Origin of the sequence: Microbulbifer pacificus (assembly GCF_002959965.1) — a bacterium.
Taxonomy (GTDB): domain Bacteria; phylum Pseudomonadota; class Gammaproteobacteria; order Pseudomonadales; family Cellvibrionaceae; genus Microbulbifer; species Microbulbifer pacificus_A.
Genome location: NZ_PREV01000026.1, coordinates 1795697 through 1821903, shown reverse-complemented (window position 1 = coordinate 1821903; position 26207 = coordinate 1795697). Strand labels below are relative to the sequence as shown.

Annotated in this window: 26 protein-coding genes; 5 read left to right on the top strand and 21 right to left on the bottom strand. The window is 60.1% G+C overall.

Annotation, left to right across the window (positions count from 1 at the left end; translation table 11 throughout):
• Window positions 1–154: 154 nt before the first annotated feature.
• The 8 genes from C3938_RS08155 to C3938_RS08120 form a co-directional block, all read right to left on the bottom strand.
• On the bottom strand, window positions 155–1873 hold the full coding sequence (locus C3938_RS08155; RefSeq protein WP_105102665.1) for a M28 family metallopeptidase: 1719 nt from the start codon (window positions 1871–1873) through the stop codon (window positions 155–157).
• Window positions 1874–1951: 78 nt separating this feature from the next.
• Window positions 1952–2737, bottom strand: a complete 786-nt coding sequence (locus C3938_RS08150) for a hypothetical protein (protein WP_105102664.1) — start codon at window positions 2735–2737, stop codon at window positions 1952–1954.
• 85 nt (window positions 2738–2822) lie between these two features.
• Complete coding sequence (locus C3938_RS08145) at window positions 2823–3233, bottom strand: ACT domain-containing protein (protein ID WP_105102663.1); 411 nt, start codon at window positions 3231–3233, stop codon at window positions 2823–2825.
• Window positions 3234–3269: 36 nt separating this feature from the next.
• On the bottom strand, window positions 3270–4130 hold the full coding sequence (locus C3938_RS08140) for a hypothetical protein (protein WP_105102662.1): 861 nt from the start codon (window positions 4128–4130) through the stop codon (window positions 3270–3272).
• Between the two features lie 155 nt (window positions 4131–4285).
• The gene (locus C3938_RS08135; RefSeq protein ID WP_105102661.1) at window positions 4286–4831 is read right to left on the bottom strand and encodes a hypothetical protein; all 546 of its coding nucleotides are present in this window, start codon (window positions 4829–4831) and stop codon (window positions 4286–4288) included.
• Window positions 4832–5053: 222 nt separating this feature from the next.
• On the bottom strand, window positions 5054–6250 hold the full coding sequence (locus C3938_RS08130) for a hypothetical protein (protein WP_158681607.1): 1197 nt from the start codon (window positions 6248–6250) through the stop codon (window positions 5054–5056).
• Window positions 6251–6388: 138 nt separating this feature from the next.
• A complete protein-coding gene (locus tag C3938_RS08125; RefSeq protein ID WP_105102659.1) occupies window positions 6389–7066 on the bottom strand; it encodes a thiol:disulfide interchange protein DsbA/DsbL in 678 nt (225 codons plus the stop codon).
• 193 nt (window positions 7067–7259) lie between these two features.
• Complete coding sequence (locus C3938_RS08120; RefSeq protein WP_105102658.1) at window positions 7260–7910, bottom strand: c-type cytochrome; 651 nt, start codon at window positions 7908–7910, stop codon at window positions 7260–7262.
• A gap of 136 nt (window positions 7911–8046) precedes the next feature.
• On the opposite strand from C3938_RS08120, the gene yihA reads away from it, so the two are divergent.
• Window positions 8047–8721, top strand: coding sequence for a ribosome biogenesis GTP-binding protein YihA/YsxC (yihA, locus tag C3938_RS08115; protein ID WP_105102657.1), 675 nt, complete (start codon window positions 8047–8049; stop codon window positions 8719–8721).
• Here the strand turns inward: yihA and C3938_RS08110 are convergent.
• Together C3938_RS08110 and polA are read right to left on the bottom strand one after the other, a co-directional pair.
• On the bottom strand, window positions 8649–9119 hold the full coding sequence (locus tag C3938_RS08110) for a hypothetical protein (RefSeq protein ID WP_105102656.1): 471 nt from the start codon (window positions 9117–9119) through the stop codon (window positions 8649–8651). The two genes, yihA and C3938_RS08110, sit on opposite strands and share 73 nt — an antisense overlap.
• Window positions 9120–9918: 799 nt before the next feature.
• Window positions 9919–12663: a DNA polymerase I gene (gene polA / locus C3938_RS08105; RefSeq protein ID WP_105103289.1), complete on the bottom strand. Its 2745-nt coding sequence runs from the start codon at window positions 12661–12663 to the stop codon at window positions 9919–9921.
• 200 nt (window positions 12664–12863) lie between these two features.
• Here polA and C3938_RS08100 point away from each other — a divergent pair, with 200 nt between their 5' ends.
• The gene (locus tag C3938_RS08100) at window positions 12864–13289 is read left to right on the top strand and encodes a hypothetical protein (RefSeq protein ID WP_105102655.1); all 426 of its coding nucleotides are present in this window, start codon (window positions 12864–12866) and stop codon (window positions 13287–13289) included.
• Between the two features lie 28 nt (window positions 13290–13317).
• On the opposite strand, the gene C3938_RS08095 is transcribed toward C3938_RS08100, so the two are convergent.
• Window positions 13318–14265, bottom strand: coding sequence for a metal ABC transporter substrate-binding protein (locus C3938_RS08095; RefSeq protein WP_105102654.1), 948 nt, complete (start codon window positions 14263–14265; stop codon window positions 13318–13320).
• A 143-nt stretch (window positions 14266–14408) separates the two neighbouring features.
• On the opposite strand from C3938_RS08095, the gene znuC reads away from it, so the two are divergent.
• Together znuC and C3938_RS08085 are read left to right on the top strand one after the other, a co-directional pair.
• Window positions 14409–15236, top strand: coding sequence for a zinc ABC transporter ATP-binding protein ZnuC (gene znuC, locus C3938_RS08090; protein WP_105102653.1), 828 nt, complete (start codon window positions 14409–14411; stop codon window positions 15234–15236).
• The gene (locus tag C3938_RS08085; protein WP_105102652.1) at window positions 15233–16042 is read left to right on the top strand and encodes an iron chelate uptake ABC transporter family permease subunit; all 810 of its coding nucleotides are present in this window, start codon (window positions 15233–15235) and stop codon (window positions 16040–16042) included. Before znuC ends, C3938_RS08085 begins: the two co-directional genes overlap by 4 nt.
• Before the next feature lie 13 nt (window positions 16043–16055).
• Here the strand turns inward: C3938_RS08085 and C3938_RS08080 are convergent, their stop codons facing one another.
• The 6 genes from C3938_RS08080 to C3938_RS08055 form a co-directional block, all read right to left on the bottom strand.
• Window positions 16056–16847, bottom strand: coding sequence for a CPBP family intramembrane glutamic endopeptidase (locus C3938_RS08080; protein ID WP_105102651.1), 792 nt, complete (start codon window positions 16845–16847; stop codon window positions 16056–16058).
• Between the two features lie 114 nt (window positions 16848–16961).
• The gene (locus C3938_RS08075) at window positions 16962–17630 is read right to left on the bottom strand and encodes an SCO family protein (protein WP_105102650.1); all 669 of its coding nucleotides are present in this window, start codon (window positions 17628–17630) and stop codon (window positions 16962–16964) included.
• A gap of 2 nt (window positions 17631–17632) precedes the next feature.
• On the bottom strand, window positions 17633–18541 hold the full coding sequence (gene cyoE / locus C3938_RS08070; protein ID WP_105103288.1) for a heme o synthase: 909 nt from the start codon (window positions 18539–18541) through the stop codon (window positions 17633–17635).
• Between the two features lie 59 nt (window positions 18542–18600).
• Window positions 18601–19653 carry a COX15/CtaA family protein gene (locus C3938_RS08065; protein WP_105102649.1) on the bottom strand — a complete coding sequence of 351 codons (1053 nt, stop codon included), beginning with the start codon at window positions 19651–19653 and terminating at the stop codon, window positions 18601–18603.
• A 53-nt stretch (window positions 19654–19706) separates the two neighbouring features.
• Window positions 19707–20360: a hypothetical protein gene (locus C3938_RS08060; protein ID WP_105102648.1), complete on the bottom strand. Its 654-nt coding sequence runs from the start codon at window positions 20358–20360 to the stop codon at window positions 19707–19709.
• A gap of 100 nt (window positions 20361–20460) precedes the next feature.
• Window positions 20461–21294 carry an SURF1 family protein gene (locus tag C3938_RS08055; RefSeq protein ID WP_105102647.1) on the bottom strand — a complete coding sequence of 278 codons (834 nt, stop codon included), beginning with the start codon at window positions 21292–21294 and terminating at the stop codon, window positions 20461–20463.
• A 33-nt stretch (window positions 21295–21327) separates the two neighbouring features.
• Here C3938_RS08055 and C3938_RS08050 point away from each other — a divergent pair, with 33 nt between their 5' ends.
• Complete coding sequence (locus C3938_RS08050; RefSeq protein ID WP_105102646.1) at window positions 21328–21552, top strand: DUF2909 domain-containing protein; 225 nt, start codon at window positions 21328–21330, stop codon at window positions 21550–21552.
• 57 nt (window positions 21553–21609) lie between these two features.
• Here the strand turns inward: C3938_RS08050 and C3938_RS08045 are convergent, their stop codons facing one another.
• From C3938_RS08045 to coxB, 4 genes are read right to left on the bottom strand one after another with little or no spacing between them, the layout of a single operon-like run.
• A complete protein-coding gene (locus C3938_RS08045; protein WP_105102645.1) occupies window positions 21610–22500 on the bottom strand; it encodes a cytochrome c oxidase subunit 3 in 891 nt (296 codons plus the stop codon).
• A 42-nt stretch (window positions 22501–22542) separates the two neighbouring features.
• Entirely contained in the window at window positions 22543–23112 is a 570-nt protein-coding gene (locus C3938_RS08040; RefSeq protein ID WP_105102644.1) for a cytochrome c oxidase assembly protein, read from the bottom strand.
• Between the two features lie 18 nt (window positions 23113–23130).
• Window positions 23131–24681 carry a cytochrome c oxidase subunit I gene (ctaD, locus tag C3938_RS08035; protein ID WP_105102643.1) on the bottom strand — a complete coding sequence of 517 codons (1551 nt, stop codon included), beginning with the start codon at window positions 24679–24681 and terminating at the stop codon, window positions 23131–23133.
• A gap of 24 nt (window positions 24682–24705) precedes the next feature.
• The gene (coxB, locus tag C3938_RS08030; protein WP_105102642.1) at window positions 24706–25890 is read right to left on the bottom strand and encodes a cytochrome c oxidase subunit II; all 1185 of its coding nucleotides are present in this window, start codon (window positions 25888–25890) and stop codon (window positions 24706–24708) included.
• Window positions 25891–26207 lie beyond the last annotated feature (317 nt).

The following is a 26207-nucleotide window of genomic DNA, read 5'->3' as shown; positions in this document are numbered from 1 at the left end:
TGCCGGGGAGGAATTTTCAGGAGCGTCGGCGACATGGACGTCGCCGACGCAGCGTACAGGGAAGTATTTAAGGGAGGCGCCTGGCCCGGTCCTGAAAATTCCTCCCCGGTGCTTTGCCGCCACCGAGGGTCAAACAAAGCGCTAAAAAGTAGACTCAGTTAGAACCCGAATACAGATCCCCAAAGAAATCCCCGGCATTCCATCTCGGCTTCTCCTCAGAATCCGCCACTTCCCGCGCAATCGCAAAGTTCACATCCGCAAACTGCTTCGCTGCCACATAGCTGATCTGATCATCCGCCTCATCGCTGGGGCGGTGGTAACGGGACTTGAGGAATTCCACCTGGGCCTCGGTACCATTGATCTTCGGGTCGACCGCTTCGCGGCCGGTGATCAGGTAGATCGACGGCACGCCCTGACGCACGAAGCTGTAGTGGTCGCTGCGCACGAAAATCACCTGCTCCGGCATCGGGTCCGGGCTCAGTTTCAGGCCGGTTTTTTCCGCGGCATGCGCGGCGGTCTGGCCCAGGCTCGAGTGCTCCGCACCGAACGCAATGACATCCTTGAATGGATACAGCAGCATCGGCATATCCAGGTTGATGTTCGCCACCATCGCCTTGCCGGCAACCGGTGGGTGCTGGGCGAAATAATCGGAGCCGAGCAGGCCCTCCTCTTCCGCCGTCACCGCCACGAACAGCATGGAGCGGCGCGGTGCTTGGCCCGCTTCCGCAAACAGGCGCGCAACTTCCAGCATTACCGCAATACCCGCGGCATTGTCCTGGGCGCCGTTATTGATCAGGTCGTGTGCGCCCTCGCCCGCTTCGCCGTGGCCTTCCTCGTTCACACCGATGTGATCGAGGTGCGCGGAGAACACTACGTATTCGTCTTTCAGCTTCGGATCGCTGCCCGGCAGCAGGCCCACGACATTCGGGCTCTGGATTTGCTTGTGGCTGGAGTGACTCGCAAGACTCGCACGGACGGGCAGCGCAAAACCTTTTGGGGTTTCCCCCTTTTCCATTGCGGCAAAAATGCTGTCGAGATCTTTTGGCGCGCCAGCGAAAAGTTTCTTCGCGGCCGGCATATCCAGCACTACACCGGGGTGCATACCGGCCACCGCGTTACCGGGCACACCATCAGCGCCGAGCCAGTCGAAACTCGGGTCGTTCAGGTGCTCGGAGGAGCGCGCGAAGGGACGACGGGCCTCGCGCGCGGGCGTATTCAGGGTAATGTAACCGACCGCGCCGTGAGCCGCAGCGGTCTCGCGCTTGGTGCGACCGGAGGCGTAGTGGGCACCCACTTCGTTCGGCAGCTGTGGCGGGCGACCATCGAGAATGACGGCAATCTTGCCCTTCAGGTCGAGGCCGGCGTAGTCGTCGAGACCGAATTCCGGAGCCTCGATACCGTAACCCACGAACACCAGCTCACCGCTGGTGGCGGTCTGCTCCTTCGTGGTGGGCGGCCCGGCCAGGAAATCTTCGCCCAGGATCAGTTTCGTATCGCCGCTGCTGCCGTGGAGCACGAGCGACGCGCGCTCACCGGCCCAACTCGCCTCGCGAAACGGCACCGGCTGGAAATAGTCGTCACCGGTGATGGATTTGAGGCCGAGGGCCTTGAAGCGCGCGGCCACATAGTCTGCGGCCTGCTGGTAGCCGTCACTGCCGGTCTGGCGGCCGGCGAGGGCATCGGCGGAGAGGACTTCCACATCCTTTTGTATTCTGGCGCTGTCGGCGCCGGCTTTGGCGGGTGTAGCAGACTGCGCCGCCAGGGCTTGAGACGTGGGCTGCGGCTGCAGTGACTGGTGCTGCAGATCGCCGTTACAGGCGGCGAGGAACGCGCTGGCGACGGCCAGGCCAGCGGCGAGAGCGGTTATTTTCATACTGGACTCTGAATGAATAACGGGTCTATCGACTATATTTCGATGGTTTGACGGCGCAGCTTACCACGCGGGCGGCGGTCACGGCCGCGGCGCGCGGCCAGAGGAGAAGTCGGCGCGATCAGTGCGCGGAAAGGACGAGGCGAAGCTTTCGGCAACGGCGCGTTCGGCGAGCTCGTGCGCGCGGTCGGCGCAGAAGTCGCCGTGAGCGCCAAGCAGGTGGTAGAAGGACAGGTTCAGCAGCCGCTGGAAGTCCGCGGCCAGCCAGCTCCGGTTGTTTTCGTGTTCGGGTGTGGCGCGGCGGCACCAGGCCGGCACTACCTGCATCCCCTGGTGCACGCCGCTGAAGCGCAGCATCCACTTGCCCGCCCAGCTGCACCCGGTCCACCCGGTCCAGTACTGCAGTGCATCGCAGGTGAGCAACAGACCGCCGGCCTGGGGGATAAGCAGCGCCGCTTCCGGCACTTGGCTGTTACTGAATTCGAACACGCGCCCACCGCTGATGGGACACGGGCCACCATCACAGAGCATCTGGTCCGCGGGGGGCAGCGGGTAGTGGTCGGAGTTGGCCTGACGCCAGAAGAAGGCGTTGAAGCGGTCGCGATAATAGAGATCGTCGCAGCCATGATAAAACCCGAGGCGGACCACCTGACGCACACGGCCGAGATCGCACATTCGCTCCTCCCCCACCGGGCACAGGCGTACCGGGTTCACCAGCAGCAGATCGTCGCCGCTGCGCACGATTCCCATATTGCGATTGACGGCGATGCCCGGGGCAATTCGCGCGGTGCCCCTGACCACAAAAAAGTCCGGCAGCAACTGGCGGATGCGGCCGTGGGGTTGCGGCGCGGGATAAGCGATATGCATGGTCGGCAGGGAGCTCCTTTGCGGCACTCCCTGCCGTCTCTGCATTGATTTACGCAGGCTGATTTGCCCGAATGGCCCGGTACGGTCAGCTGTAGTGCAACCGGTTACTGATGCCGTTGAGTATCTGCATGGCCTGGGCGGCATCGTGCTCGCTGACGAGGATGTGCTCGTGATAGCGGGCGGACACCACATTGGCCTGTATGCCGGCGTCGGCGAGTTCCCGAACCACATTCGCGATTACCCCCGGTACCTGCAGACAGGGGGAGAAATGCAGGGTGATCAGCCGGAAACTGCCAACGTTACTCAACTTCTCCCGCTTGGCGACCTGCTCCGGCAGCAACGCGCACAGGCCCTCACGCTCGCGGAATACACACAGACATTCGGCGAGCAGCGTCTGCAGCTGCTCTTCGGTCAGCGAGCACATCACCAGCTGTTGCCGGTCGAGAATGGGGCTCAGTCGCTGCAGTAATTGTTCGATCTTTACCTGTGCGTTCATCGGCGGTCTCCGGAGTTGCTCTGCGGTCGATTCGGGTCAGTTGGCACGGTGTTTCTTGCGCTTGCTGCCGGGTTTTACCGCGCGGTCTTTTACCCGTGCCTTGGCGCTGTGCTTGCCTTGCTGTGGCAGTTTGCCTTTCGGTTTTTCCGGCGCCGGGCCGAAGTCCTCGCCGTCAAATTCCGGCTCACCCTCCGCGGGAGTGGTGTCTACCAGTTCCTCCTCGCGCGCGGCCTCCGCATCCCAGCGGTCCAACGCCAGGTCGATGTCTTTTTCGATATCCATACGCGGGAATTCGGGACAGGGGGCGTCTTTCTCCGGATTGCGCCAGCCGGACAGCGGCGCGATAAACACCACCAGCGATTTGTGCAGGTAGTTGGTGCCGATGCTGGCCTCGGTCCAGGTGGTCTGCCAGGCGTATTTTCCCTTTACCGCGTAATCGCTTTCGTAGGATTTCAGGGTAAGAAAGTAGGGATAGATCTTGCCGCCGCGGCACACGATGCGACGCTCGGTCTTGATGTTGGCCATCTGGGTGAAGGGGTCGAAGTACCAGCGGATGTCATAGCCGTAGGCAAACGCCATCTTGCCGCCCTGCTCGGAGAAGGCGTAGGAACGGCCGGTGCCATCCCGATTCAGGCTCCAGACGTGCTGGGCCTCGCCATCGCGAGAGATGAGCCAGCTGCCCACCCACTGGTCCGCCTCAAGACGGGACTTGGCCTGCCAGCCGCGGTACTGGGCCTCGACATCCTCTTCGCTCTGCTCCGGACGTTCGGTGCGCTTGTCCTTGTCGACGGGCGCCTTGCTGGCCGGGTCCTTGCCCTGGGCTGCCGCACTGGCGCTCAGGGCGAAGGCGGCAAGTACCGCCAGCAGCAGTGTGGGAATAAAGCGTTGCTGGTTCACAACCGGTCTCCGCTTGCGCTTTATTCGTCCCTGAAACTCAATTCGTCGATGGAGCCGCAGCTCCCCATCGCCGGTGGGTCTTACCTGACCGCGCTGGCGAAGGGACTCTGACCGCGGCGCCACTGTTGCCATGACCTGTAAAGCCAGGCGGCGTATCAGTTACCCGCAGAGGCCGTCTGCTGGGTGTCCTTGTCGTCTGCCCGGTACAGGTTGGGACACTCGGCGCCATGGTTGGGGGTTTCCCAGTTCGGCAGGCGGCGCTGGAAGGCGAGAATGCCACCGTTGTGCTGGCGCCAGTGACGACCGTCGATCACGTTGAAGTCTAGGGTGACAGGGCTCCAACCGGTAAATTGCGCATACACCATACCGCTGTTGCAGTGCAGGGTGCCGCCGGTGCGGATGCGCACGGTATCGCCTTCGATACGCCAGGAGATGGCGAAGCCGTGGGTGAGCTGGCCATCCTTGCGGAAGCCATGGGCAAACCCGGTGCCATCGGCCTTGAGCTGCCATACGAGCTGTTCGTCGCCCTGCCCGACCACAAGCCAGTTGCCGGCCCACTGGCGGGCAGCGGCCTGGTCTTCGGTCTGCTCCTGGGCGGAGGTGACGGCGGGAAGGAGAAGAAACACTGCCAGCACGAGAGCGTAGGCTTGCAGCAGGGATAGGAGAACGGGACGGAAGGACATCTGACGCAACAACTTCATGCGGCACTCTTCTCTGTTGGGTTCTACGACTGGCGGTTATTTGCACAACCTAATTAAAAGCCTAGACGCAAATCTCAACTGTGGCAGCGGAAACGACAAAATTCTTTGTTTCCGCGCCAGACCACACTATGGCGCATGGAACAGGGCTCCGTTTTCGAACGGTTTCTCGGCGGTATCTTCCTCCCCGTCATCAATTTTTTTGCCGTTCTTCACGCCGCGCGCTCATCGCCGCAACCGGTACCACAGCAGCGCACCGAGGCAGAGGGCGGCGATGAACAGCAGCGCACCCCAGCCGTAAATCCCACTGCCAGAGCTCGGCTGCAGCTGTTCACGGGCGCGCACGACATTGCTCAGCAGGCGCTGGAATTTCTCGATGACTTCGTTGGTAGGCGCCTGGTCCAGAATGGCACCGCGCAGATCCCGCCACTGTTCGTCCAGTTGCGCGGCGAGCGCGGGGTTTCTCTCCGCCAGCTGCGGGCGGGATTCGAGATAGCCATCACGCAGACCGAGCATCAGTTGGTGGTAAGCGCTGGCGATGTCACCGCCGCGGTAGGCGGTCTGTGCCAGATACAGCAAACCGGCGGCACGCGCGAGGGGGTGTTGCAGGTGGCGCGTTTCCACCGGATGGGCGCGCCACCACATCAGCGAGTTGCGCGCTTCTTCCGGAAGTTCAGCGGGCCGCAGGATGGCCATGCCCGGCAGCCCCACAAGCGCCGGGTATTTTTCCGCGAGCCGCGGGGCGGGCGCAATTTCGGGTGCGGAGAAGCCGGCGACCATCACCGCGAGCGCCCAGCGCTGGCGACTGCTGAGATCGCTGTCGATGGCCGCGTCGTGGGCGTCGTTGCGGGTGGGTTCGAGTACGTTATAGAAGTCGTACAGGCTCAGATTGGCCATGCGTACCGGATCGTCGAGGCGCCGCTCCGGTTGTGCGGCGTCACCCTGTACACCGTGGCACTGGCTGCAGCGATCCCGGTACAACACCCGGGCCTCGTCGCTGGATGGCAGGGATTCCGCCGGCGAGCGCGGCAGCTGGTACAACGCGGCCAGGCGGTCAGCAGCGGTATTGGCGCGCCGCCGCACCAGATCCGGTGCGGCGCGGTCGGCGATCAACTGGGTGAGTTCCCGGAGGCTGTCCTGCAGCTGGGCGCGACCGGGTTTGTCCGGCAACTGCTGCAGCAGGGCACCGGCGACATCGACATTGTTCTGTTGCTGGCGATACAGCTTGCGATCGCGGATGACATCGCCTTCCACCGCTTCGGGATAATCGACGGCGACAAACGACAGCAGGCTCACCGCTTTTGCGGCGTTGTCCTGCTCGCTCTTTCTGTCGGGAAGCTGTTGCTGTGCCCACACCGGGGCGACCCAGATCCACAGGGACAACAGCAATGCGACGGTGGGTGACGGGCAGTGTCGGGTCATGCGAAGAACGCGAAATCCATGCTGGCGGAATTTTTTACGGTACCCCGCTTTAGCGTAGCAGCCGCCACACCCGCAGGGGAGTCAGGAGGTCGGATACAAAAAACCCCGCGCGAGGCGGGGTTTCGGTGTGGGGAGCGATCAGCCCTTCTCGGCGCGCTCTTTCTCCACCAGGTAGTCCACCACCTGCAACATGATCTGCTGGCCGTCGGACTTGCCCTTGTAGCCCGGCAGGGATGTGCTGACACGGTATTTACCCGCCACCACCATCTCCGGGGTTCCGGAGAGCTTGTAGGCGCGCTGTTTGGCCTGCCCCTGTTTGATCTTGCTGTTGATGGCAAAGGAATTCATCAGCTTCACGGCCTTGGCGCCGTCGGCGCCGTTCTTGTCGAACAGCTCGGCGATGGCGGCATCGTCCGCTTTCCATTCGCGACCGTCGCGGGTGGCAAACATTTTGCGCTGCTGGGCGATGGCGCTGAAGATCGGATCGTGCACCTTGTCCAACACGCCCATGGCTTCCGCGACGTAAAACAGGCGCGCGTGGATTTCCATAACCGGCTGCCAGATCGCCGGGATCTTCACCAGTGCCACATCGGCGGGCATCTCTTTCTGCCATTTCTTCAGTGGTGCTTCGAAGTGGTAGCAGTGGCCACAGCCATACCAGAAGAGCTCGGTCACCTCGATCTTGCTTTTGTCGTCCTGGGCTACGGCCTGGGGCAGTACTTCATAGTACTCGCCAGCATTGAATTTTCCCGGGGTATCCTGTGCGCAGGCCGCGAGGCTCAACAGCATGGTAAAAAGGGCGACAACGGCTCTCATAGGTAGTTACTCCAAACTTTTATTCTGTTTACGGCGGGCATTGTCCGCTTGGGTAGCTGACGCCAGCCTGAATATAGACCGTGCGAATTATTGAAGTTCCACGGTGGCGGTGCAACCCGACGCCCGTAAACGGCGACTCCAGAAACAGCAAGGCCGGTCAGTGACCGGCCTTTGTGCGCTGACAGACTCTCGATTACTCGGTCAGACCGGCAATATAGTTGGCGACCGCCTTGATCTCGGCGTCGGACAACTGTTGCGCCACACTGCGCATGACGCGGGTGTCGCCGTCATTGGCGCGAGTACCTTCGCGGAAAGCCTTCAGCTGCTTTTCCACATACTCGGCGTACTGGCCGGACAGGCGCGGATAGCCTGCGGGGGCATTGCCCTGGCCGGTGGGAGAGTGGCAGCCCATACACGCGGGTACGTTGGTGGTCGGGTTACCCGCACGGAAAACCTTGCGGCCCAGCGCCAGGCCATCGACGTTATCGCCGTTGTTCAGCATGACCGAAAACGACTCAGAACCGGACAACTGGATGTTCTGGGAGGCAAAGTAGGCGGCCACATCGGCCATGTCCTGATCGCTCAGGTTGTCCAGCAAGCCCGTCATTTCCGGCACCTTGCGCGCGCCATCCTTGATATCGTGCATTTGCTTGAGCAGATACTTTTCACCGAGGCCGGCGATTTTCGGAAAGGTCGGTGCCGGGCTGTTGCCGTCCGCACCGTGGCACGCAGCGCAAACCGCCGCCTTGGCTTGCCCCGCACTGGCGTCACCGGCGGCGTGCCCTACCTGGGCAAATGCCACCATCCCCAAAGCCAGAGCGGCCTTCTTTATAATGCTGTTCATACGTCGTCCTGTTGCGCGCTGAAGTTTTGCATCCGATCTTCGTTGCTGGCAGCAACCATACGCCCGGCAGCCATCAGCGACGATAAAACCGCGGCATTATATACTTGCGCGCCATCTGAGTGTACCGGGAAGGCTCATGTCCGAATCCAATCCAGAACAAATCAATTACCGCCGCGCGCAATTTCTCACCAGCGCGCCCACCATCGCCGAGTGTCCGGAGGATTCCGGTGCCGAAGTGGCGTTCGCCGGCCGCTCCAATGCGGGCAAGTCCAGCGCCATCAACGCGCTCACCAATAACGGCAAGCTGGCGCGCACCTCAAAAACCCCAGGGCGCACCCAGCTGATCAACTTCTTCTCCTTGGGGGAAAGCCAGCGTCTGGTGGACCTGCCCGGCTACGGCTATGCCAAGGTCACCCGCTCCATGAAGGATGAGTGGCAGCGCCACCTCGCCTTCTATCTGGAGCAGCGCCGCTGCCTCAAGGGCCTGGTGTTACTGATGGATATCCGCCAGCCGCTGAAGGAATTTGACCTGCACATGCTGACCTGGGCGGTCAGCTCTGGTCTGCCGGCGCATATCCTGCTGACCAAAGCCGACAAATTGAAGAATGGCCCCGCCAATAACGCGCGCTTCGCGGTGGAAAAGGAGCTGAAGGCGCTCGATCTCTACACCAACGTCACGGTGCAGACCTTCTCCGCCACCAAACGCCAGGGCCTCGAAAAGCTCGAACAGCGGTTGAATCACTGGCTGGCGCTGCCCATTGAGGGAGCCGGGAGTACGGAGGGAGATCGGGAGGACGGCGGCGCGGAGTAAGCGCTCGCAATCGCAGCGCCTGCCGAGAGGGTGCGGATGCAATCGGCGGTCAGCTGGTAGTGGGATCGATCTGCCAGCTCCCGCGCCAGTCGCGAACTGGATGTCACCAGCACGTAGTTGGCGTGACCGCTCTCGCCGCGTTGGCGATAGGCTTCCATCAGCAGACGCGCGCTATCGGTAAAGCGCATCACCGCCACCGAAAAACCCGGCGCACGCTCGCTTAACAGGAAATCCGCCAGTTCAAAGGCGCAACCGAGAAACGGCACCGCCTGTGCGTACTGCCCCTCCTCGCACAGCAGATTCCCCCGCTCCAGCCAGTCCTGCCACGCCTGTTCCGCGCGGCGGGTATCACTCATCAACCACAGGCGGTGGTTGGCACACAGAAATCTCAGGTTCACGGCAGCTCCTCATTGCAAACACTGACATAGCCAAATCACCAACCATGTTAATGAGAAATATTATCATTTACAATGATAGGAAATAGCCAGATCACCGCGCGCGAGGCTTGCGCCGCCAGATTTCTACTAAACTGAAACTGAGCGCCCGAATTATCAGGACAGGCCCGGTGAGGCGACTCACGGACATGCGACAAATCGGGCAGGGTATGACCTTGCGGAAAGATGGGTAGAGAAAAACGGGCAAAAAAAAGCCGGCAGATTGCAGCTGCCGGCCAGGGGTCAGTGCCCTTGGGGATGGGCACTTGGGGAATGCGCCCAGGGGGACGGGCGCATCCTTGGGTTCTCACCCAAATTCCACTGCATCCGATGCATTGATCCCAATGCATTTCCTTCAGTACAAAGACTAAGCTAACCGGCGAAGGTTCCCCACTTTTTTCGCCGCTTTCGGATCCCGAAACTATATCCCACAACTGCCCTTATAGAGGGCAAATTATTTCTGTTCTGAGACTTTATTCCTCGCAGATAATCAAAAACCCGCGCTCGCGTGCAATTGGTAAACGCAGGCATCGGCGAGGGATCAAAATTCAGGCAAAAAAAAGCCCCGATGGGGGTAGTCTCGGGGCGAGGGGCTTCTGACTAAGCTTTGGGGATGATGTTGCAATCCAACGATCTGCTTCTTAGAGAGCCCCGTTTTCGGGTAGTTCCGCCGATTCTGAAAAAAATCTAAAAATTTTTTGTGGCGCCCTGAAACAGGACTCTGTGACGGCGCCTTCGCATCCAAGTTCCGGGACGCTTACATTTAATGCGCCTCATCCCAGTTCGCACCCTCTCCCAGATCTGCAATCAGTGGTACATCCAGTTTCGCCGCGCCCTGCATCAGTTCCGGAATCCGCTGCACCACCTGTTCGCGCTCATCCGCCGGTACTTCCAGTACCAGTTCATCGTGCACCTGCATGATCAGACGGGTCTTGAGTTTTTTCTCCCGCAACCAGCCGTCCACCGCAATCATCGCGCGCTTGATGATGTCCGCTGCGGTGCCCTGCATCGGTGCGTTGATCGCGGTGCGCTCGGCGGCCTGGCGTTGCATGGCGTTGCGCGAATTGATCTCCGGCAGATACAGGCGGCGGCCAAACAGCGTTTCCACATAGCCCCTGTCCGCGGCCTGCTTGCGGGTATTTTCCATGTACGCGAGCACCCCGGGGTAGCGCGCGAAGTAGCGGTCGATATAGGTCTGTGCGTCCGCGCGCGGAATATCCAGCTGCTTGGCGAGGCCGAATGCGCTCATGCCGTAGATCAGGCCGAAGTTGATCGCCTTGGCGCGGCGACGCTGTTCATCACTGACTTCATCCACCGGCACTTCAAACACCTCCGCGGCAGTCGCGCGGTGAATATCCGCACCCTCGGCGAAGGCATCCAGCAGCCCCTTGTCACCGGACAGGTGCGCCATGATGCGCAGCTCGATCTGCGAGTAGTCCGCAGCCACAATGGCGCTGCCGCCATTGATGCGCGGGTCGGCCACAAACGCCTGGCGGATGCGACGGCCCTCTTCGGTGCGGATCGGAATGTTCTGCAGGTTCGGGTCCGACGATGACAGACGGCCGGTGGCGGCTACCGCCTGATGGTAGGAGGTGTGCACGCGGCCGGTGGCCGGGTCGATCATCAGCGGCAGCTTGTCGGTGTAGGTGTTTTTCAGTTTCGCCATTCCGCGGTACTGCATGATCAGCGCGGGCAGGCGGTGCGACAGCGCCAGTTCCTGAAGTACCGGTTCCGCGGTGGAGGGCGCGCCCTTCGGGGTTTTCTTGATCACCGGAATCTGCAGTTTTTCAAACAGGATGGTGCCGAGCTGCTTGGTGGAACCGAGGTTGAACTCCTCGCCCGCCTCCGCGTACGCCAGCTGTTCCAGTTCGCGCATTTTCTGCTCCAGCTCCACCGACTGCTTTTTCAGCATCGCTGCGTCGATGTAGGCCCCGTTGCGCTCGATGCGGGTCAGAACCGGTACCAGCGGCATTTCGATCTCGTCGAGAACCCTCGCCAGGCTCGGTTCCTTGTCGAGACGAGCGCTCAGTTCGCGGTGCAGACGCAAAGTGATATCCGCATCTTCCGCCGCGTAGGGACCGGCCTTGTCCAGTTCGATCTGGTTGAAGGTGAGCTGCTTGGCGCCCTTGCCGGCGATATCCTCGAACTTGATCGTGGTTTCACCGAGATACAGTTGCGCCAGGCTGTCCATATCGTGACGGCTGGCGGTGCTGTTCAACACGTAGGATTCGAGCATGGTGTCGCGGGCGATACCGCGCAGTTCGATGTCGTAGTTGGCGAGGATATGGCTGTCGTATTTGAGATTCTGGCCGACTTTTCGGTATTGCTCGTCTTCGAGAATGAGCTTCAGTTTGGCCAGCGCACTATCGAAGTCGATCTGCGCGGGTGCACCCATATAGTCGTGCGCAAGCGGCAGGTAAGCGGCCTCACCGGCCTCCACCGCGAAGCTCACACCCACCAGCTTCGCCTGCATGTAATTGAGGCTGGTGGTCTCGGTGTCGAACGCGAACACCTCGGCCCGCTTCAATTTTTCCAGCCAGGTATCCAGTTCTTTTTCATCGAGAATGACGCTGTAGTTGCGCTCTACCGTCAGCGCTTCCACCGCGGACTCCGCCGCTTCGCCGCCGCCGAGCTCATCTACCCAGCTGCGGAATTCCAGCTCGGTGAACAGCTCGCGCAGCTTGTCCGTGTCCGGATCGCCATTGGCCAGCGCCTGTGGCTGATAGTCCATTTCCACATCGGTCTTGATGGTGGCAAGTACGTAGGACATCTCCGCCGCGTCCCGGTGCTCCTCCATTTTCTTGCCGAGAGTTTTGGCACCACGCACATTGACCGAGGCGATTGCATCCAGGTTCGCGTAGATATCTTTGAGGCTGCCGAGATTCTGCAGCAACGCCAGCGCGGTCTTCTCACCCACACCGGGTACGCCGGGGATGTTGTCCACCTTGTCGCCCATCAGCGCGAGGAAGTCGATGATCAGCTCCGGGCCCACGCCAAACTTTTCTTTCACACCATCCACATCCAGCACGGTGTTGGACATGGTGTTTACCAGGGTTACGCCGGGGCGCACCAGCTGCGCCATGTCCTTGTCGCCGGTGGAGATGATCACGTCCATGCCCTGCGCTGCGCCCTGCAGCGCCAGGGTACCAATCACATCGTCCGCTTCCACGCCTTCGATCACCAGCCGCGGCAGGCCCATGGCGTCGATGATGTCGTGGATCGGCTGGATCTGCGCGCGCAGGTCGTCGGGCATCGGCGGACGGTGGGACTTGTACTCGGCGAACAGCTCGTCGCGAAAGGTTTTGCCCTTGGCATCGAACACCACCACCACCGGACTGTCCGGGTGCTCCTTCAGGTGCTTGCGCAGCATGGAGATCACGCCGCGCACGGCACCGGTGGGCTGGCCCTTGCTGGTGGCGAGCGGCGGCAGGGCGTGGAAGGCGCGATAGAGATAGGAGGAGCCGTCGACCAGGATCAGCGGTGCGGCGGTATTTTTGTCATTGCTCATAGGGAATCGGGGAAATCGGTTGCTGGTGAATGGCAGGGCGACAGGATAACCGCGATCGCCGGTTTTCGCTGCGCCGGTACTCACTCTTTTCGCCTCGGCTTCTTTCTGCCGCCTCCATCGCGCCAGTCATCGCAGTGTCACCACCGTCCGCGCCGGGGGTTCTAGGCTTGTATCAGGGAAGACGCACAGAGGTAATCACCATGAAACCCCGCCTTTATTCCGCGGTGTTGCTGGCTGCGGCGCTGGCCGTCGGCGCGCAGGCCTCGGATCACACCATGGAACATGTGGAAGTCATCGGCTATCCGGCGCCGAAAGCGGCGGAACAGGCGAGCGATGGCGAAAAACACGCCGCGCAGCTTTTGACGCAACACCGCCAGGAACTGCTGCAGCGCATGCAGGAAACCCAGCGCAAACAGCTGGAAGCCGTGCGCCTTGAGGGCGCAACCGCGAGCGAGGAGACCGTCGCCCGGGAAACACCCGCTCAGCAGCAGGAACAGCTGGCGCCGGCGAGTGCAGAGAGCGCACCTGTGAAACTCGAGCAGCCACTGAAGCTGGAGCAAAACACCGGCGATATGCAGCCGGCCCCGGTGGACGAGGATGAAGAAGCGCTACAGGAACCGTCCTGATTCGTCAGTCTCAACCCTTCCCGGCGCGTCAGCGACCGCGATCGGGCACCCGGGCCAGGCACAGGCGCGCATCTGCCAGCAGTTGCTCCATCAGCTGGCGATAGTCCGCTCCCGCCGGCAGGGCCGTACCCAACGGGTCGAGCGCCTGGTAGCCCAGGTTCAGATGCGCGGCGGTCTGGCGATCGCGGTCGTTGGCCGGGACCTCCCCAAACAGGCAACCACGTACGACCTCTCGCCCCATATTGTCGACATGTTTTTCAGCCGATAATGTCTCGCTTTTTTCCAGCATGGCACGGGCGCCATGCTGATGGCTGGCGGAACCACCGAGACTCTCCACCTTCACTCCGGCGGGCCCAAAAAACTGCCCGTAGGCCTTGTGGGTGGAGACGATGGGCACATCTCGATAGGCCCACAACGCGCGATCCTGTACCTTCTGCAGGTTCGCCATGGCCCGCGAGAAATCCCGCGCGCGCGTGCGATATGCATCCGCATGCCCGGGGTTCAGCTCACTCAGGCGGGTAGCGATGTGCGCCGCCATCACCGCGGCATTGCGCGGGCGCAGCCACAGATGGGGATCGTCTTCCTCCGCGCCATCGAATTCGTAACCTCCCGCTTCCAGCAGACCAAGCTGACGATCCGCCGGCAGCAGCGACATCTGCCGCGCCAGCACCGATTCCATCGCCGGCCCCATCCAGATCACCAGCTGCGCGTTTTCCATCGCCATGCGGTCGGCAATCCTGGGCGCGTAGTGATGGGGGTCACCGCCCCGTACCAGCTGCCGCACCGGAACCTCGTCCCCGGCAATTTCGCGGGCGATCAGCGCCACAGGGCCAATACTCACGACGATCTCAGCGCCGCTGGCCGGCGGATCGGATTCCGGACTCCCGCACGCGTACAGGAGTGCGCTCAGTGCGAGAATAAACAGACGGGTAACAACGGTTTTCAGCGACGCACGCTGCGACAGAAACTTCAACATGACTACCTGGTTCGACCCGACACCGGGCGCTCGGGCTGGCGAAAAATAGTGCGATATAATCACACCCGGCTTACACTCGCCAGCCGAATTCACCCGTCAATCCACCTGGTACAACCACCTCGTCACCCGATCTGGAGTCTCCCCTGAGCGCATCCGCACCGCTTATCCGCGCCCACCATCTCGGCCTGGAAATCGCCGGGCGACAGCTGCTGCGGGATATTTCCCTGGAGCTGCACCCGTCTGAGATCGTTACCGTCATCGGCCCCAACGGCGCCGGCAAGACTACCCTGCTGCGCCTGTTGTTGGGACTTACCAAACCGACCAGTGGCCGCGTGGAACGCCGCCCCGGTCTGCGTCTTGGTTATATGCCCCAGCGCCTGCAGATCGACGCCACCATGCCAATGACCGTGGGGCGCTTCCTGCAGTTGGGGATCGACGGTGTGAAAGTGGAGGACGCCCTCGCCCGTGTGAGTGCGCCACAACTGGCGGGTGCGCGGCTGGCCGATCTCTCCGGCGGCGAAATGCAGCGGGTACTGCTGGCGCGGGCCGCGGCGCGCAAGCCGCAGCTACTGGTGCTGGATGAGCCCACTCAGGGGGTGGATGTGGGTGGCCAGAGCGAGGTATATCAATTGATCGCGCAACTGCGCGACGAACTGCACTGCGGTGTACTGCTGGTTTCCCATGACCTGCACCTGGTAATGGCCGCCACCGACCGCGTACTCTGTGTAAACCAGCACATCTGCTGTCACGGCCATCCGGAACAGGTGAGCAAAGACCCGGTTTACCTGGAAATGTTCGGCGACAAGCTCGCGCTCTACACCCACCAGCACAATCACCACCACGGTCTCGGCGGCGAAGTGGTGGACGACAGCGGCTGCAGTCACAGTCGCGATGATATTCACCATCATCACGACCACCCGCACAAAGTAACCGACCGCACCGCGAACAAATCAGACCAGGACGCGCCGTGAACGAATTTTCCCAGCTGCTCTACAGTCAGTTTCTCTGGTTTGCCCTCGCCGCCGGCCTGTTGGTCGCGCTGGTCAGCGGCCCCCTCGGCTGTTTCGCCGTATGGCGGCGCATGGCCTATTTCGGTGACACTCTCGCCCACTCCGCGCTGCTCGGTGTAACTCTTGGCTTCGTCCTGCATATCCAGCCCACTCTCGCGGTGGGCGCCAGCAGCTGCCTGCTGGCGCTGCTGCTGGTGTACTTCCATCGCCACCAGAACCTGTCGGTGGACACGCTGCTGGGTATTCTCTCCCACTCCATGCTCGCGCTCGGGATCGTCACCGTCAGCCTGCTCAACATCAATGTGGATCTGTTGTCGCTATTGCTCGGCGACCTGCTCTCGGTGTCGGGCCGGGATCTGCTTCTGATGGCCGCGGCCGCGGCTGTGATCGCCCTGCTGCTCTGGAGGCTGTGGCCCAAATTGCTGGCTTTTACCCTGCACGAGGAACTGGCCGCAGTGGAAGGGGTAAAGATAGAGCGGGTTCGCCTGGCGCTGATGCTGATGCTGGCGCTACTGATCGCGATCGCCATGAAGGTGGTGGGGGTACTGCTGATCACCGCTCTGCTGATCATTCCGGCCGCCACCGCACGGCGGATTTCATCGACGCCGGAGCAGATGGCCGGCTTCGCCGCGCTGATCGGGTGCGTATCGGTACTGCTTGGCCTCGCCGCCTCGGTGATCTGGGACAGCCCCGCGGGGCCATCCATCGTGCTGGCGGCGGGGATTTTGTTTCTACTGGGACAATTTTTTCACCGCGAAGCGGCGTAAAACAGCCGGGAAATCATCCGGGATATCTGAGCAGCGTCATGTGCAGCAGGTTCACGCCCCAGTGGGTGAGCACGCAGGCCCAGAAGCTCCCGCGCAACTGCCATACCAGTGCATAACCCAGCCCCGCCACGCCGACCAGTACCAGCAGGGTCGGCGACGCGGCCCAGCCGGTATGCAGGCTGGTGAACACTCCGGCAACAATCAGCGTGCCCACCCATTTCCAGCGTTTCAGGCAGGTATCCAGCCCCCGCTGGAACACCCAGCGGAAAAACCCCTCTTCGGCGATACAAACCACCAGCAGGTTGATCAGTGCGGCGATGGCGATGGTGGCGTTGAGCTTGGGATCGACACCGATCAGCAGGGTTCCGGCCACAACCGGTACCGCGATCGCGGCCAGTATCAACGGCAGGTCTGCACGCTTCAGGGGCTGGGGTCGCATCAGCATGAAAAGCACGATGGTCAGCGCAATAACCGCTTTGGCCGGACGGAAACTCGCGTAAATCAGGTTGCCGTCGGCGTCGCTGTAGGGAGGCAAGATGGTGATATGACCGTTGTCCGGTATCACACCGCTGTTGACCACCAGCATCAGAAGGCCGGTGATGAAAAAGCTCAGCGCCTTCTTCCAGCCCGCGGTATTTTCGATCGCCACCAGTCCGAGCCAGATGGCCGGAGCAAACACGCCGATCCAGCCGAAGGGAACTGCGAGCAGACACAGGAAGGCCGCCGGCAACCACAGGCTCTTGTTGTCAAAAGGTGCGGCGGCGCGGATTACCGGTGCCCCCTGTTGAACGTTGAGTGAAAACATAGAAAATCCATTTTCATCATTGTTGATTTGAGTTTGCGCGCCATCTTAGCGTCTGCGGTGATCAAATTCAGTGTCCGGTGCCCGCGATGAGACCTGTATCCGGAAAATCCATTTCTAGCCGTTGTAGGTTGCACGCATTGATCGGTAAGTCAGTTTCATTTTCGCGGGATCGAGGGGCGCTTTGAAGAAGCCGTGGTAGTGACCGCGAGGATTGATCAGCACCACTTGTGAGCCGTGGTCAACGGTATAGCCCCCACTCTCCAGCGGCACCTTGTTGAACGGCACGTTCAGCTGGTTGGCAAAACGCTTGAGATTGAGAAATTCCCCGGTAACACCGGCAAAATCCGGATTGAAATACCGTACATACTCGTGCAGCTGCTGCGGTTGATCGCGCTCCGGATCGACGGACACCAGCAGGACATCGGTGTCCCTGCGCGTCTCTTCGTCCAGCGTCTGGTAAAAGCTGTTCAGAGTGGCGAGGGTTGTGGGGCACACGTCCGGGCAGTGGGTAAAGCCGAAAAACACCAGCGTCCAGCGACCGGTCATCTGCGCGGTGTTGAACACATTTCCGCTGTCCGCCAACAGTTCGAAGTCGTCAAGAATCCGCGGGCGCTCCAATTTAATGGCGCCATTGGCACGCAGCTCCGCATCGGTAATCACCCGCGGCTGTCCCATCTTGTGCAGAAAGCCCGCCAGTACTGCCAGCATAAACAGCACCATGACGGCGACGGTGATGAAAATGCCGCGCTTCTGTTCCGACGTGTGCTGCAGATTCGCGCTCATCATTACACTCCGCTGGTCGGCAGTGCCACCAGATAGTGATCCAGCAACATGATGCAAAAGAGAGCCATCAGGTACACGATGGAGTACTTGAAGGTTTCCATACCCGCTTTGGGATTTTTGTCCCGCAACATTTCCACCGCCCAGTACAGGAAGCCGATACCGAGCACCACCGCGCCGAGCAGATACAACCAACCGAGCATGGCAGTGGCAAATGGCAGCAGACTGACGGCAAACAGGATGATGGTGTACAGCAGGATATGGATCTTGGTGTAGCGCACGCCGTGGGTGATCGGCAGCATCGGAATTTCCGCCTTGGCGTAATCGTCCCGGCGGTGCACCGCCAGCGCCCAGAAATGCGGCGGCGTCCAGGCAAAAATGATCAGCGCCAGCAGCAGGCCATGGCCGTGTACATCACCGGTGACAGCGACCCACCCCAGCAGCGGCGGCGCGGCGCCGGCGAGACCACCAATAACGATATTCTGCGGGGTCGCACGCTTCAGGAACATGGTGTAAACCACCGCGTATCCAAGCAGGGAAAATAGCGTGAGCCAGGCGGTGAGTGGATTGACGAAGGTGATAAGAATTGCCATACCGAGACACCCGAGCACCAGCGCAAACAGCAGCGCTTTTTGCGGCTCGACTCGCCCGCGGGCAACCGGTCGGTTCGTGGTGCGCGCCATTTTGATGTCGACGTGCCGGTCCACCAGGTGATTCACCGCTGCCGCGGACCCCGCGCATAGCGCAATGCCCAGATTGCCCAGTACCAGAACATCCACAGGCACCATGCCAGGTACCGCGAGCAGCATGCCGATCACCGACGTGAGGATCATCAGCATCACCACCCGCGGTTTGGTGAGCTCATAGTAGTCGCGCCAGCCGGCGCCCTGCACACTTACTGCCTGGGTACTCATGGTTACCACCTCGTTGTGATTATTATTTTGGCCAAATTCCATTTGGCGGAATCGTTTACTTACGTGTAGCTCTTTATCGCCGGTTGCACGGTATTAATCCGATAACAGAAGGTCAGCAGGCTCAACAGCAGTAGCGCCGCGCCGGCATTGTGCGCCACAGCGATTGGCAGCGGCAGCGACATCACCACATTCGCGACGCCCAAACTGACCTGTAGCCCGAGCACCGCGAGCAGTCCCTGGGCCCAGCGCGGAGAACCCGCTCGCCATGCGCCCAGTGCCAGCAAACACACCAGCAGGCTGACAATGATGGCGCCGAGCCGGTGGCTCAGATGAATCGCGGTACGGGCTTCGCCCTCCAGCGCACCGCCGAGATAATTGGGGCCTATCTGCTGGGCGACATTGAAGCCTTCGCCAAAATCGGCCGCGGGCCACCACTGGTTGTGACAGGTGGGAAAGTCCGGGCAGGCCAACGCCGCGTAGTTGGAACTGGTCCAACCGCCGAGTGCGATCTGCAGCGCTACTGCGACCACGGCGGCCACCGCCAGGGGACGCAGCTTCTGCAACGCGGTGAATTCGTGCGGTGGTATCAGGCGCCGCCGGTAGCGCAGCCGTTCCGCCAGCATCCATAGCACCGACAGCGTCGCCATGCCGCCCAGCAAATGCGCAGTAACCACCTGTGGCCACAGCTTCAGAGTAACGGTCCACATACCGAAAGCGGCCTGCAGTACGATCAGACCCAGCAATATATGACTCTGAACAAAACCGCGGTGGCCGCGGCGGCGCCAGAACATGTAGGTAAGCCCTGCAACGAGCAACAGCAGCATGCCGGCGAAATAGCGGTGTACCATTTCCGGCCAGGTTTTATCGGTCTCCACCGGCGCGTGCGGAAAGGCCTGATTGGCCGCCTCGATTTCATGACCCTGGGTGGGCCACAGCAGATGGCCATAGCAACCGGGCCAGTCCGGGCAACCGAGACCCGCATGTGACAGACGGGTAAAGGCACCGAGTACCACTACCACCAGCGCAAGCCCGGTGCCGACAAGCGCGAGGCGGAAACGCCAGTCTTTTTTGTAATTTTTTCTCAGCTCAGTGATGTCGGATTCCACATCCATTGCGCTCTCTCCTGCCTGTTCTGCTCCGCCTTGCCGCGGTTATCGTTCTGATTCTATTTTTCGTAGGAGTACTTCAGCAGTCTCTTGATGTCTTTCAGCAACTGGTTGCCTGAGTGATGATTGTCATAAACCATCATGGCGAACCCGTTTTGATCTACCAGCAGTGCACTGGGGCGCGCCAGTTGCGGGTGGTCGCTGTCCGCGAGCCACTGCTCCAGCTGCCGCTGGTCAACGGTGGCGAAATGCAGGCGCGGATGCTGGCTTTGCAGTTCGGTGTGACGCAATTCGCCGAGGGGCCCGGGAGTGACCAGCATGCGCTCGACCCGATGGGCCTTGTCGCCGAGGCGGATATGCACCTGCCGGGTGGTGTAAAGCAGCTTCTCACATTCTTCAGCACAGCCCTCCCCCCCCAGAACCAGGTAGCGCCATTTCGGCTCTTCATTTGCGAGGGAAATGCTTTCTCCCTGAACAGACGACAGTTCAATATCCGCGACATTTTTTGCGGGCACAAGCAACTCGCCCTGATTGACCGTCGCCGTCGGTATACCGATGCCGGTATAAAACACGATATACGCAGCCAGTATCGGAAGAGCTACCGCGCCGAACACCGCGAGTCCAGCACTGCGACCGAGCCCTCGCCTGCCCTGTTGGCCGCCTGCGGCCCGCGCTTCAGCCGGCAACGTCTGCGAGTGAATATTTTCTGCCATTGCGTCTACCTCGCTACAGCGCCACGCCTTCGGGCCGCATCTCATCGCTGTTGCTACAGTAGCGGTGCCCCGTGTCGCGCTCGTTATTGTTATGGATTGATTATGTCTGTTTCGCCGCTTTTTTAAACCACTTTTCTCGCACTATCCGCCTGATATTGGTCGCGGCAAGTAACCACAGCAGGACCAGGGCCACGGCCATGGAGAACCACTGCAACGCGTAACCGCGATGCTTTTCGGGGTTTACGTTGACCAGTTGCCACCCGGTGGTGAGCGCGGTATCGGAATCGGCGCTAAGACGGATGTGCCAGGCACTCCGGGTGAGGTTCAGGTTGTCTGCCAGCATACTGTCCAGTTGCTGAATTCGGCTGTGCGGGGCGATCGGCCCGGTACCGCGCTTCGCTGCGTTTACATCGCTGGGATACAGGAAACCGGTAATCACCCTGGCGGCCAGTGGATAGGCCACCTCCGGCAGTTGCGAGCGGTCGGCCGCGGCCGCAAGCCAGCCGCGGTTGATAAGCCATCGCGACTTGGCAGCGCCGCTGCCGGTTTCGAATACCTGCAGTATTTCGTAGCCCACACGACCGTTGCGGGTACGGTTGTCGAGGTAGAAATATTCGTCGGTATAGAAACCGAGCAGGCGCACCGGGGTATACGTCTGCACCTGGTGCAGCTCGGATATTTTTTTCGGCTGAGCACTGAGACGCGAGTCGACTTCGTCGAGTATCTGCTGCTTTTCCTCGGCGCGCTGCAATTGCCAGTGGCCGAGGCCAATCAGTAGTGGAAAAAAACACAAACACAGGATGCTGAGTGGCCAGCTGCGGATAAATGCTACACTGGCGGCTCGCGATGGTTCCCCGGTATCCGTGGAGTGGTTTTCGGTCCCGCTTGATAATGCCTTGTCGCGCAATGCCTGCGACTTTCTGGGAGCTGTCATGCCAATAAGTACTTCAATAAATGGCGTTTGATTATGTGGCTAAAAGCAATAATTGTGGTGTTGTTTCTCGCTGTGCTGGCCAGTCTGACCAGCGCACTGGTGTTTCTGCTTCGCGATATGGGCGCGCCGGAGTCAAAGCGCACGCTTTACGCGCTGGGTATTCGTATCACACTCGCGGCATTGTTGTTGCTCGCCATCTGGTATGGATTTTACAGCGGCATGCTTTCCAATACTGCGCCGTGGGCCAACAAATACTGAACATTGAAAACAGGTTGGAAGGATGATCCTCTATGACATCCTTCCAACGCCCGTGAATTACGCACCCAGAACGTAGACAAAGATAAACAGCCCCACCCACACTACATCCACAAAGTGCCAGTACCAGCTCGCCGCTTCAAAGCCGAAATGGTCATTCGGCTTGAAGTGGTGCGCGATCACTGAGCGCAGCAGCATGATCAACAGCATGATGGTACCGAGGGTTACGTGGGCACCGTGGAAACCCGTGAGCATGAAGAAGGTGGTGCCGTAAATGCCGGATTCCAGCGTCAGACCAAGATGCTGGTAAGCCTCCAGATATTCCTCGACCTGGAAGAACAGGAAGGCGGCACCGAGGGCAATGGTGATACCAAGCCAGATGTTAAAGGCCTGGCGTTTGTTCTTTTTCAGAAATACGTGGGCGACATGCACGGTGACACTGGAAGCGAGCAGCAACAGTGTATTCAGCAGCGGCAGATGCCAGGGGTCGATGATGCCCTTCGGACCCACCACTTTGGCGGCGTCGCCACTTACGGCCTGATCCGGAGTGACCATCAGCGGCCAGGTATTCTGGAAGCCTTCCCACAACATATTGGAAGAGCCGCGGTCGCCCTCACCACCGAGCCACGGCAGGGTGAAGGTGCGAATGTAATACAGCGCACCGAAAAAGGCGGCGAAGAACATGACTTCGGAGAAAATAAACCAGCCCATGCCCCACACATAGGAACGTTTTAGCTGGTCGCTGTTGAGCCCCTGCATGTTTTCCCTGATCACCGCAGCAAACCAGAACCACAATACCGTGGCCATGGCGAGAGCGCCGGTGAAGAAGATATACGAACTACCGCCGTTGACCCAGTTGGCGGCGCCAAAGGCCGTCAGAAAAATACCGATGGTGGCGAAGATAGGCAGCCGGGACTGCTCGGGAACGTAGTAGCTGCTTTCGGTGGCCATATTTATCTATCCCTCTCGCTTGGTGCCTGTCCTAAATTGGACTCAAATTGGGGAGGCATCCGCTTTCTTGTTTTGTGTCTGTTGCGCTATCCGGTCCGTGACATCAAACAGGGTGTAGGAGAGCGTTATGGTGTTTACGCCCGGCGGCAGCTCCGGATCAACGATAAAACGCAAACCCAGTTCGGCAGCTTCGCCGGCGGCCAGTGTCTGCTGGTTGAAGCAGAAACACTCGGTCTTGTGAAAATAGTTGGCGGCCTTGAACGGCACCAGGCTCGGAATCGCCTGACCGACCATGTCGCGGTCGGTAGGGTTATACGCGTGGAATACGGTATCCACCGCCTCACCCGGGTGCACTTTCAATTCCACGACCCCAGGCCGGAATTCCCACGGCATGTTTTCATTGTTGCTGGCAACGAACTGCACTTTCACCGTTCGCTCAATATCCACAGCCGCGGGCACCGCCTCGTAACGGCCGCCGGTTTTTCCGTTGAGGCCGGTAACTTCACAGAAGGCGTCGTACAGTGGCGGCATAACGAAGAGCGCAAAGCCGAGCATACTGACCGCGAGGGTCAGCAGCTTGGCGGTGGTTCTGGCGTTTGCGCTCATTGCCATGATCAATGCTTCACAAAATCAGCGCACAACCGGAGGTGTACTGAAGGTGTGATACGGGGCCGGTGAGGGCACAGTCCACTCCAGACCCTGCGGGTTTTCCCAGACTTCATCGGTGGCTTTCTTGCCGCCACGCACGGTGCGAATCACGTTAAACAGGAACATGATCTGCGCGGCGCCGAACAGGAAAGCACCCACACTGGCGATCTGATTGAAATCGGCAAACTGCAGGGCGTAGTCGGGAATCCGCCGCGGCATGCCGGCGAGCCCGACAAAGTGCATCGGGAAGAAGGTGACGTTAAGGCCGATGAATGCGAGCCAGAAATGCACCTTGCCCATGGTTTCGTTGTACATGTTGCCGGTCCACTTCGGCAGCCAGTAGTAGACACCCGCGGTGATCGAGAAGATGGCACCCGGCACCAGCACGTAGTGGAAGTGCGCCACCACAAAATAGGTATCGTGATACTGGAAGTCCGCCGGTGCAATGGCGAGCATCAGTCCGGAGAAACCACCCAGAGTAAACAGAATCACGAAGGCGATGGAGAACAACATCGGAGTTTCGAAGGTCATCGAGCCCCGGAACATTGTGGTCACCCAGTTGAACACCTTCACCCCGGTGGGTACCGCGATCAGCATGGTGGCATACATGAAGAACAGTTCACCGGCGACGGGCATGCCCACCGTAAACATGTGGTGCGCCCACACGATAAAACTCAGGAACGCAATGGACGCCGTGGCGTACACCATCGAGCTGTAGCCGAACAGCGGCTTGCGCGCGAAGGTAGGGATGATCGCCGACACGATGCCAAAGGCCGGCAGGATCATGATGTACACCTCCGGGTGGCCGAAGAACCAGAACACATGCTGGAACAGCACCGGGTCACCGCCGCCAGCCGCACTGAAGAAGCTGGTACCGAAGTGGATGTCCATCAGCATCATGGTCACCACACCGGCGAGCACCGGCATCACCGCAATCAGCAGGTAGGCGGTGATCAGCCAGGTCCACACGAACAGCGGCATTTTCATCAGGGTCATGCCCGGTGCGCGCATGTTCAGGATAGTGGCGACGATATTGATCGCCCCCATGATCGACGATGCGCCCATGATGTGAATGGAGAAAATGAAGAAGGTGACGCTCGGTGGCGCGTACTCCGTGGACAGCGGTGCGTAGAAGGTCCAACCAAAGTTCGGTGCGCCGCCCTCCATGAACAGGGTGGACGCCAGCATTGCGAATGCAAACGGCAGGATCCAGAAGCTCCAGTTGTTCATGCGCGGCAGCGCCATGTCCGGAGCGCCGATCATCATCGGCACCATCCAGTTGGCGAGACCGACGAACGCGGGCATGACCGCACCGAACACCATGATCAGGCCGTGCATGGTGGTCATCTGGTTGAAGAATTCCGGCTGCACGATCTGCAGGCCGGGCTGGAACAATTCGGCGCGGATTACCAGCGCCATACATCCGCCGAGCAGGAACATCGCAAAACTGAACCACAGGTACATCGAACCGATGTCTTTGTGGTTGGTGGTGTAGAGCCAGCGGGTAAAACCGGGTTTCGGACCGTGTGCCATAACTAAACTCCTTTCGGCTCCTGCTTACTTATTCTTGAAATTGAGAATGTCGATGGGCTGCACGGTGTCGCCCATGTTGTTACCGAAGGCGTTGCGCTGGTAGGTAATGACCGCGGCGATGTCCACTTCATTCAGCTGCGCGCCAAAGGCCTGCATCGCCGGATTTCTCGGCGAGCCATTCACAACCATACTCATGTGGCCATCCATCCCGCCCGTGGCAACCTTGGAGCCGGCGATGGCCGGGAAGGTGCCGGGGACACCCTGGCCGTTTGGCTGGTGACAGGCAGCGCAGGTGCTGGCATAGACTTTTTTGCCGCGCTCGTAGAGTTCGTCGAAGGTGAATGTCTTGTTGGTCAACTCCTTGATCAGGGCTGCCTGTTCCGCGCGCTCGCCCAACCAGGAGTGGTATTCGTCTTCCGGTACCGCCTTCACCACGATGGGCATAAAGCCATGGTCCTTGCCGCAGAGTTCGGCGCACTGACCGCGGTATATGCCGGGCTCGTCAATACGGGTCCAGGATTCATTCACAAAACCGGGTATTGCGTCCTTCTTCACCGCCAGTGCCGGGACCCACCACGCGTGAATCACGTCGTTGGCGGTAATCAGGAAACGGATTTTTTTATTCACCGGCACCACCAGCGGCTCGTCTACCTCAAGCAGGTAGTGGTCACCTTTCGGTTGCTGGTTGCTGATCTGGGAATGGGGTGTGGAGAGATTGGAGAAAAAGGAAACGTCGGACCCCAGGTAGTCATACTTCCACTTCCACTGGTAGCCGGTGATCATGATATCGAGATCGGCTTCCTTGGTGTCGTAGATATCGTACAGGGTTTTGGTGGCCGGAATCGCCATGCCGATGAGAATCAGGGTTGGCACAATAGTCCAGGCGAGTTCCACCAGGGTGCTTTCGTGAAACTGCGCGGCCTGATACCCCTTGCTCTTGCGGTGACGCCACATGCTGTAAAACATCACCCCGAACACCACAATACCGATCGCCACGCAGATCCAGAAAATCAGCATGTGCAGATCGTAAGTGGTACGGGAAACTTCGGTTACCCCCTGGGTCATATTGACCCCCCAGCGCGCGACACCTTCGGAAGCTTCCGGTGATGCTTCCTGTGAGATTTCCTGCGCAGCTTCCTGGGCAAAAATCACTGGTGCAATGGCCGAGAGGGTCAGGAAGGCGAACAGCCGTTTGAAGCCAATCAACATCGCCTGCAGATCTCCATGTTTGTTATTCTCACGAGCCGCTTTCCCGCGGTGGCATTGCTGCAACCATCAAGATAGCAAAGCCCTGTAACAGCGGTTGGCTGCAGGGAGAACTGGAGTCTGCCCCGATCGGAAAATCGAGGGGAATCCACACACGAAAATGTGGACATGCTGTAGTAAACCAAGACTACATACACTGTTCGCACAACCGGGGGCGGCCGCAGCTGCGCGATACTGCCGTCAGTGCAACTTGTTTATTTTTACTTCAGATGTCGTCGCCCGGAAGGTACAACCAACAACCTGTGTCTTTTTGTCGCATC

What these genes read in the sequence shown, in the direction of transcription:
- C3938_RS08155 (WP_105102665.1), bottom strand. Translation starts at nt 1,873, where the DNA reads ATGAAAATAACCGCTCTCGCCGCTGGCCTGGCCGTCGCCAGCGCGTTC.
- C3938_RS08150 (WP_105102664.1), bottom strand. Translation starts at nt 2,737, where the DNA reads ATGCATATCGCTTATCCCGCGCCGCAACCCCACGGCCGCATCCGCCAG.
- C3938_RS08145 (WP_105102663.1), bottom strand. Translation starts at nt 3,233, where the DNA reads ATGAACGCACAGGTAAAGATCGAACAATTACTGCAGCGACTGAGCCCC.
- C3938_RS08135 (WP_105102661.1), bottom strand. Translation starts at nt 4,831, where the DNA reads ATGAAGTTGTTGCGTCAGATGTCCTTCCGTCCCGTTCTCCTATCCCTG.
- C3938_RS08130 (WP_158681607.1), bottom strand. Translation starts at nt 6,250, where the DNA reads ATGACCCGACACTGCCCGTCACCCACCGTCGCATTGCTGTTGTCCCTG.
- C3938_RS08125 (WP_105102659.1), bottom strand. Translation starts at nt 7,066, where the DNA reads ATGAGAGCCGTTGTCGCCCTTTTTACCATGCTGTTGAGCCTCGCGGCC.
- C3938_RS08120 (WP_105102658.1), bottom strand. Translation starts at nt 7,910, where the DNA reads ATGAACAGCATTATAAAGAAGGCCGCTCTGGCTTTGGGGATGGTGGCA.
- yihA (WP_105102657.1), top strand. Translation starts at nt 8,047, where the DNA reads ATGTCCGAATCCAATCCAGAACAAATCAATTACCGCCGCGCGCAATTT.
- polA (WP_105103289.1), bottom strand. Translation starts at nt 12,663, where the DNA reads ATGAGCAATGACAAAAATACCGCCGCACCGCTGATCCTGGTCGACGGC.
- C3938_RS08100 (WP_105102655.1), top strand. Translation starts at nt 12,864, where the DNA reads ATGAAACCCCGCCTTTATTCCGCGGTGTTGCTGGCTGCGGCGCTGGCC.
- C3938_RS08095 (WP_105102654.1), bottom strand. Translation starts at nt 14,265, where the DNA reads ATGTTGAAGTTTCTGTCGCAGCGTGCGTCGCTGAAAACCGTTGTTACC.
- C3938_RS08080 (WP_105102651.1), bottom strand. Translation starts at nt 16,847, where the DNA reads ATGTTTTCACTCAACGTTCAACAGGGGGCACCGGTAATCCGCGCCGCC.
- C3938_RS08075 (WP_105102650.1), bottom strand. Translation starts at nt 17,630, where the DNA reads ATGAGCGCGAATCTGCAGCACACGTCGGAACAGAAGCGCGGCATTTTC.
- cyoE (WP_105103288.1), bottom strand. Translation starts at nt 18,541, where the DNA reads ATGAGTACCCAGGCAGTAAGTGTGCAGGGCGCCGGCTGGCGCGACTAC.
- C3938_RS08065 (WP_105102649.1), bottom strand. Translation starts at nt 19,653, where the DNA reads ATGGATGTGGAATCCGACATCACTGAGCTGAGAAAAAATTACAAAAAA.
- C3938_RS08060 (WP_105102648.1), bottom strand. Translation starts at nt 20,360, where the DNA reads ATGGCAGAAAATATTCACTCGCAGACGTTGCCGGCTGAAGCGCGGGCC.
- C3938_RS08055 (WP_105102647.1), bottom strand. Translation starts at nt 21,294, where the DNA reads ATGACAGCTCCCAGAAAGTCGCAGGCATTGCGCGACAAGGCATTATCA.
- C3938_RS08050 (WP_105102646.1), top strand. Translation starts at nt 21,328, where the DNA reads ATGTGGCTAAAAGCAATAATTGTGGTGTTGTTTCTCGCTGTGCTGGCC.
- C3938_RS08045 (WP_105102645.1), bottom strand. Translation starts at nt 22,500, where the DNA reads ATGGCCACCGAAAGCAGCTACTACGTTCCCGAGCAGTCCCGGCTGCCT.
- C3938_RS08040 (WP_105102644.1), bottom strand. Translation starts at nt 23,112, where the DNA reads ATGGCAATGAGCGCAAACGCCAGAACCACCGCCAAGCTGCTGACCCTC.
- ctaD (WP_105102643.1), bottom strand. Translation starts at nt 24,681, where the DNA reads ATGGCACACGGTCCGAAACCCGGTTTTACCCGCTGGCTCTACACCACC.
- coxB (WP_105102642.1), bottom strand. Translation starts at nt 25,890, where the DNA reads ATGTTGATTGGCTTCAAACGGCTGTTCGCCTTCCTGACCCTCTCGGCC.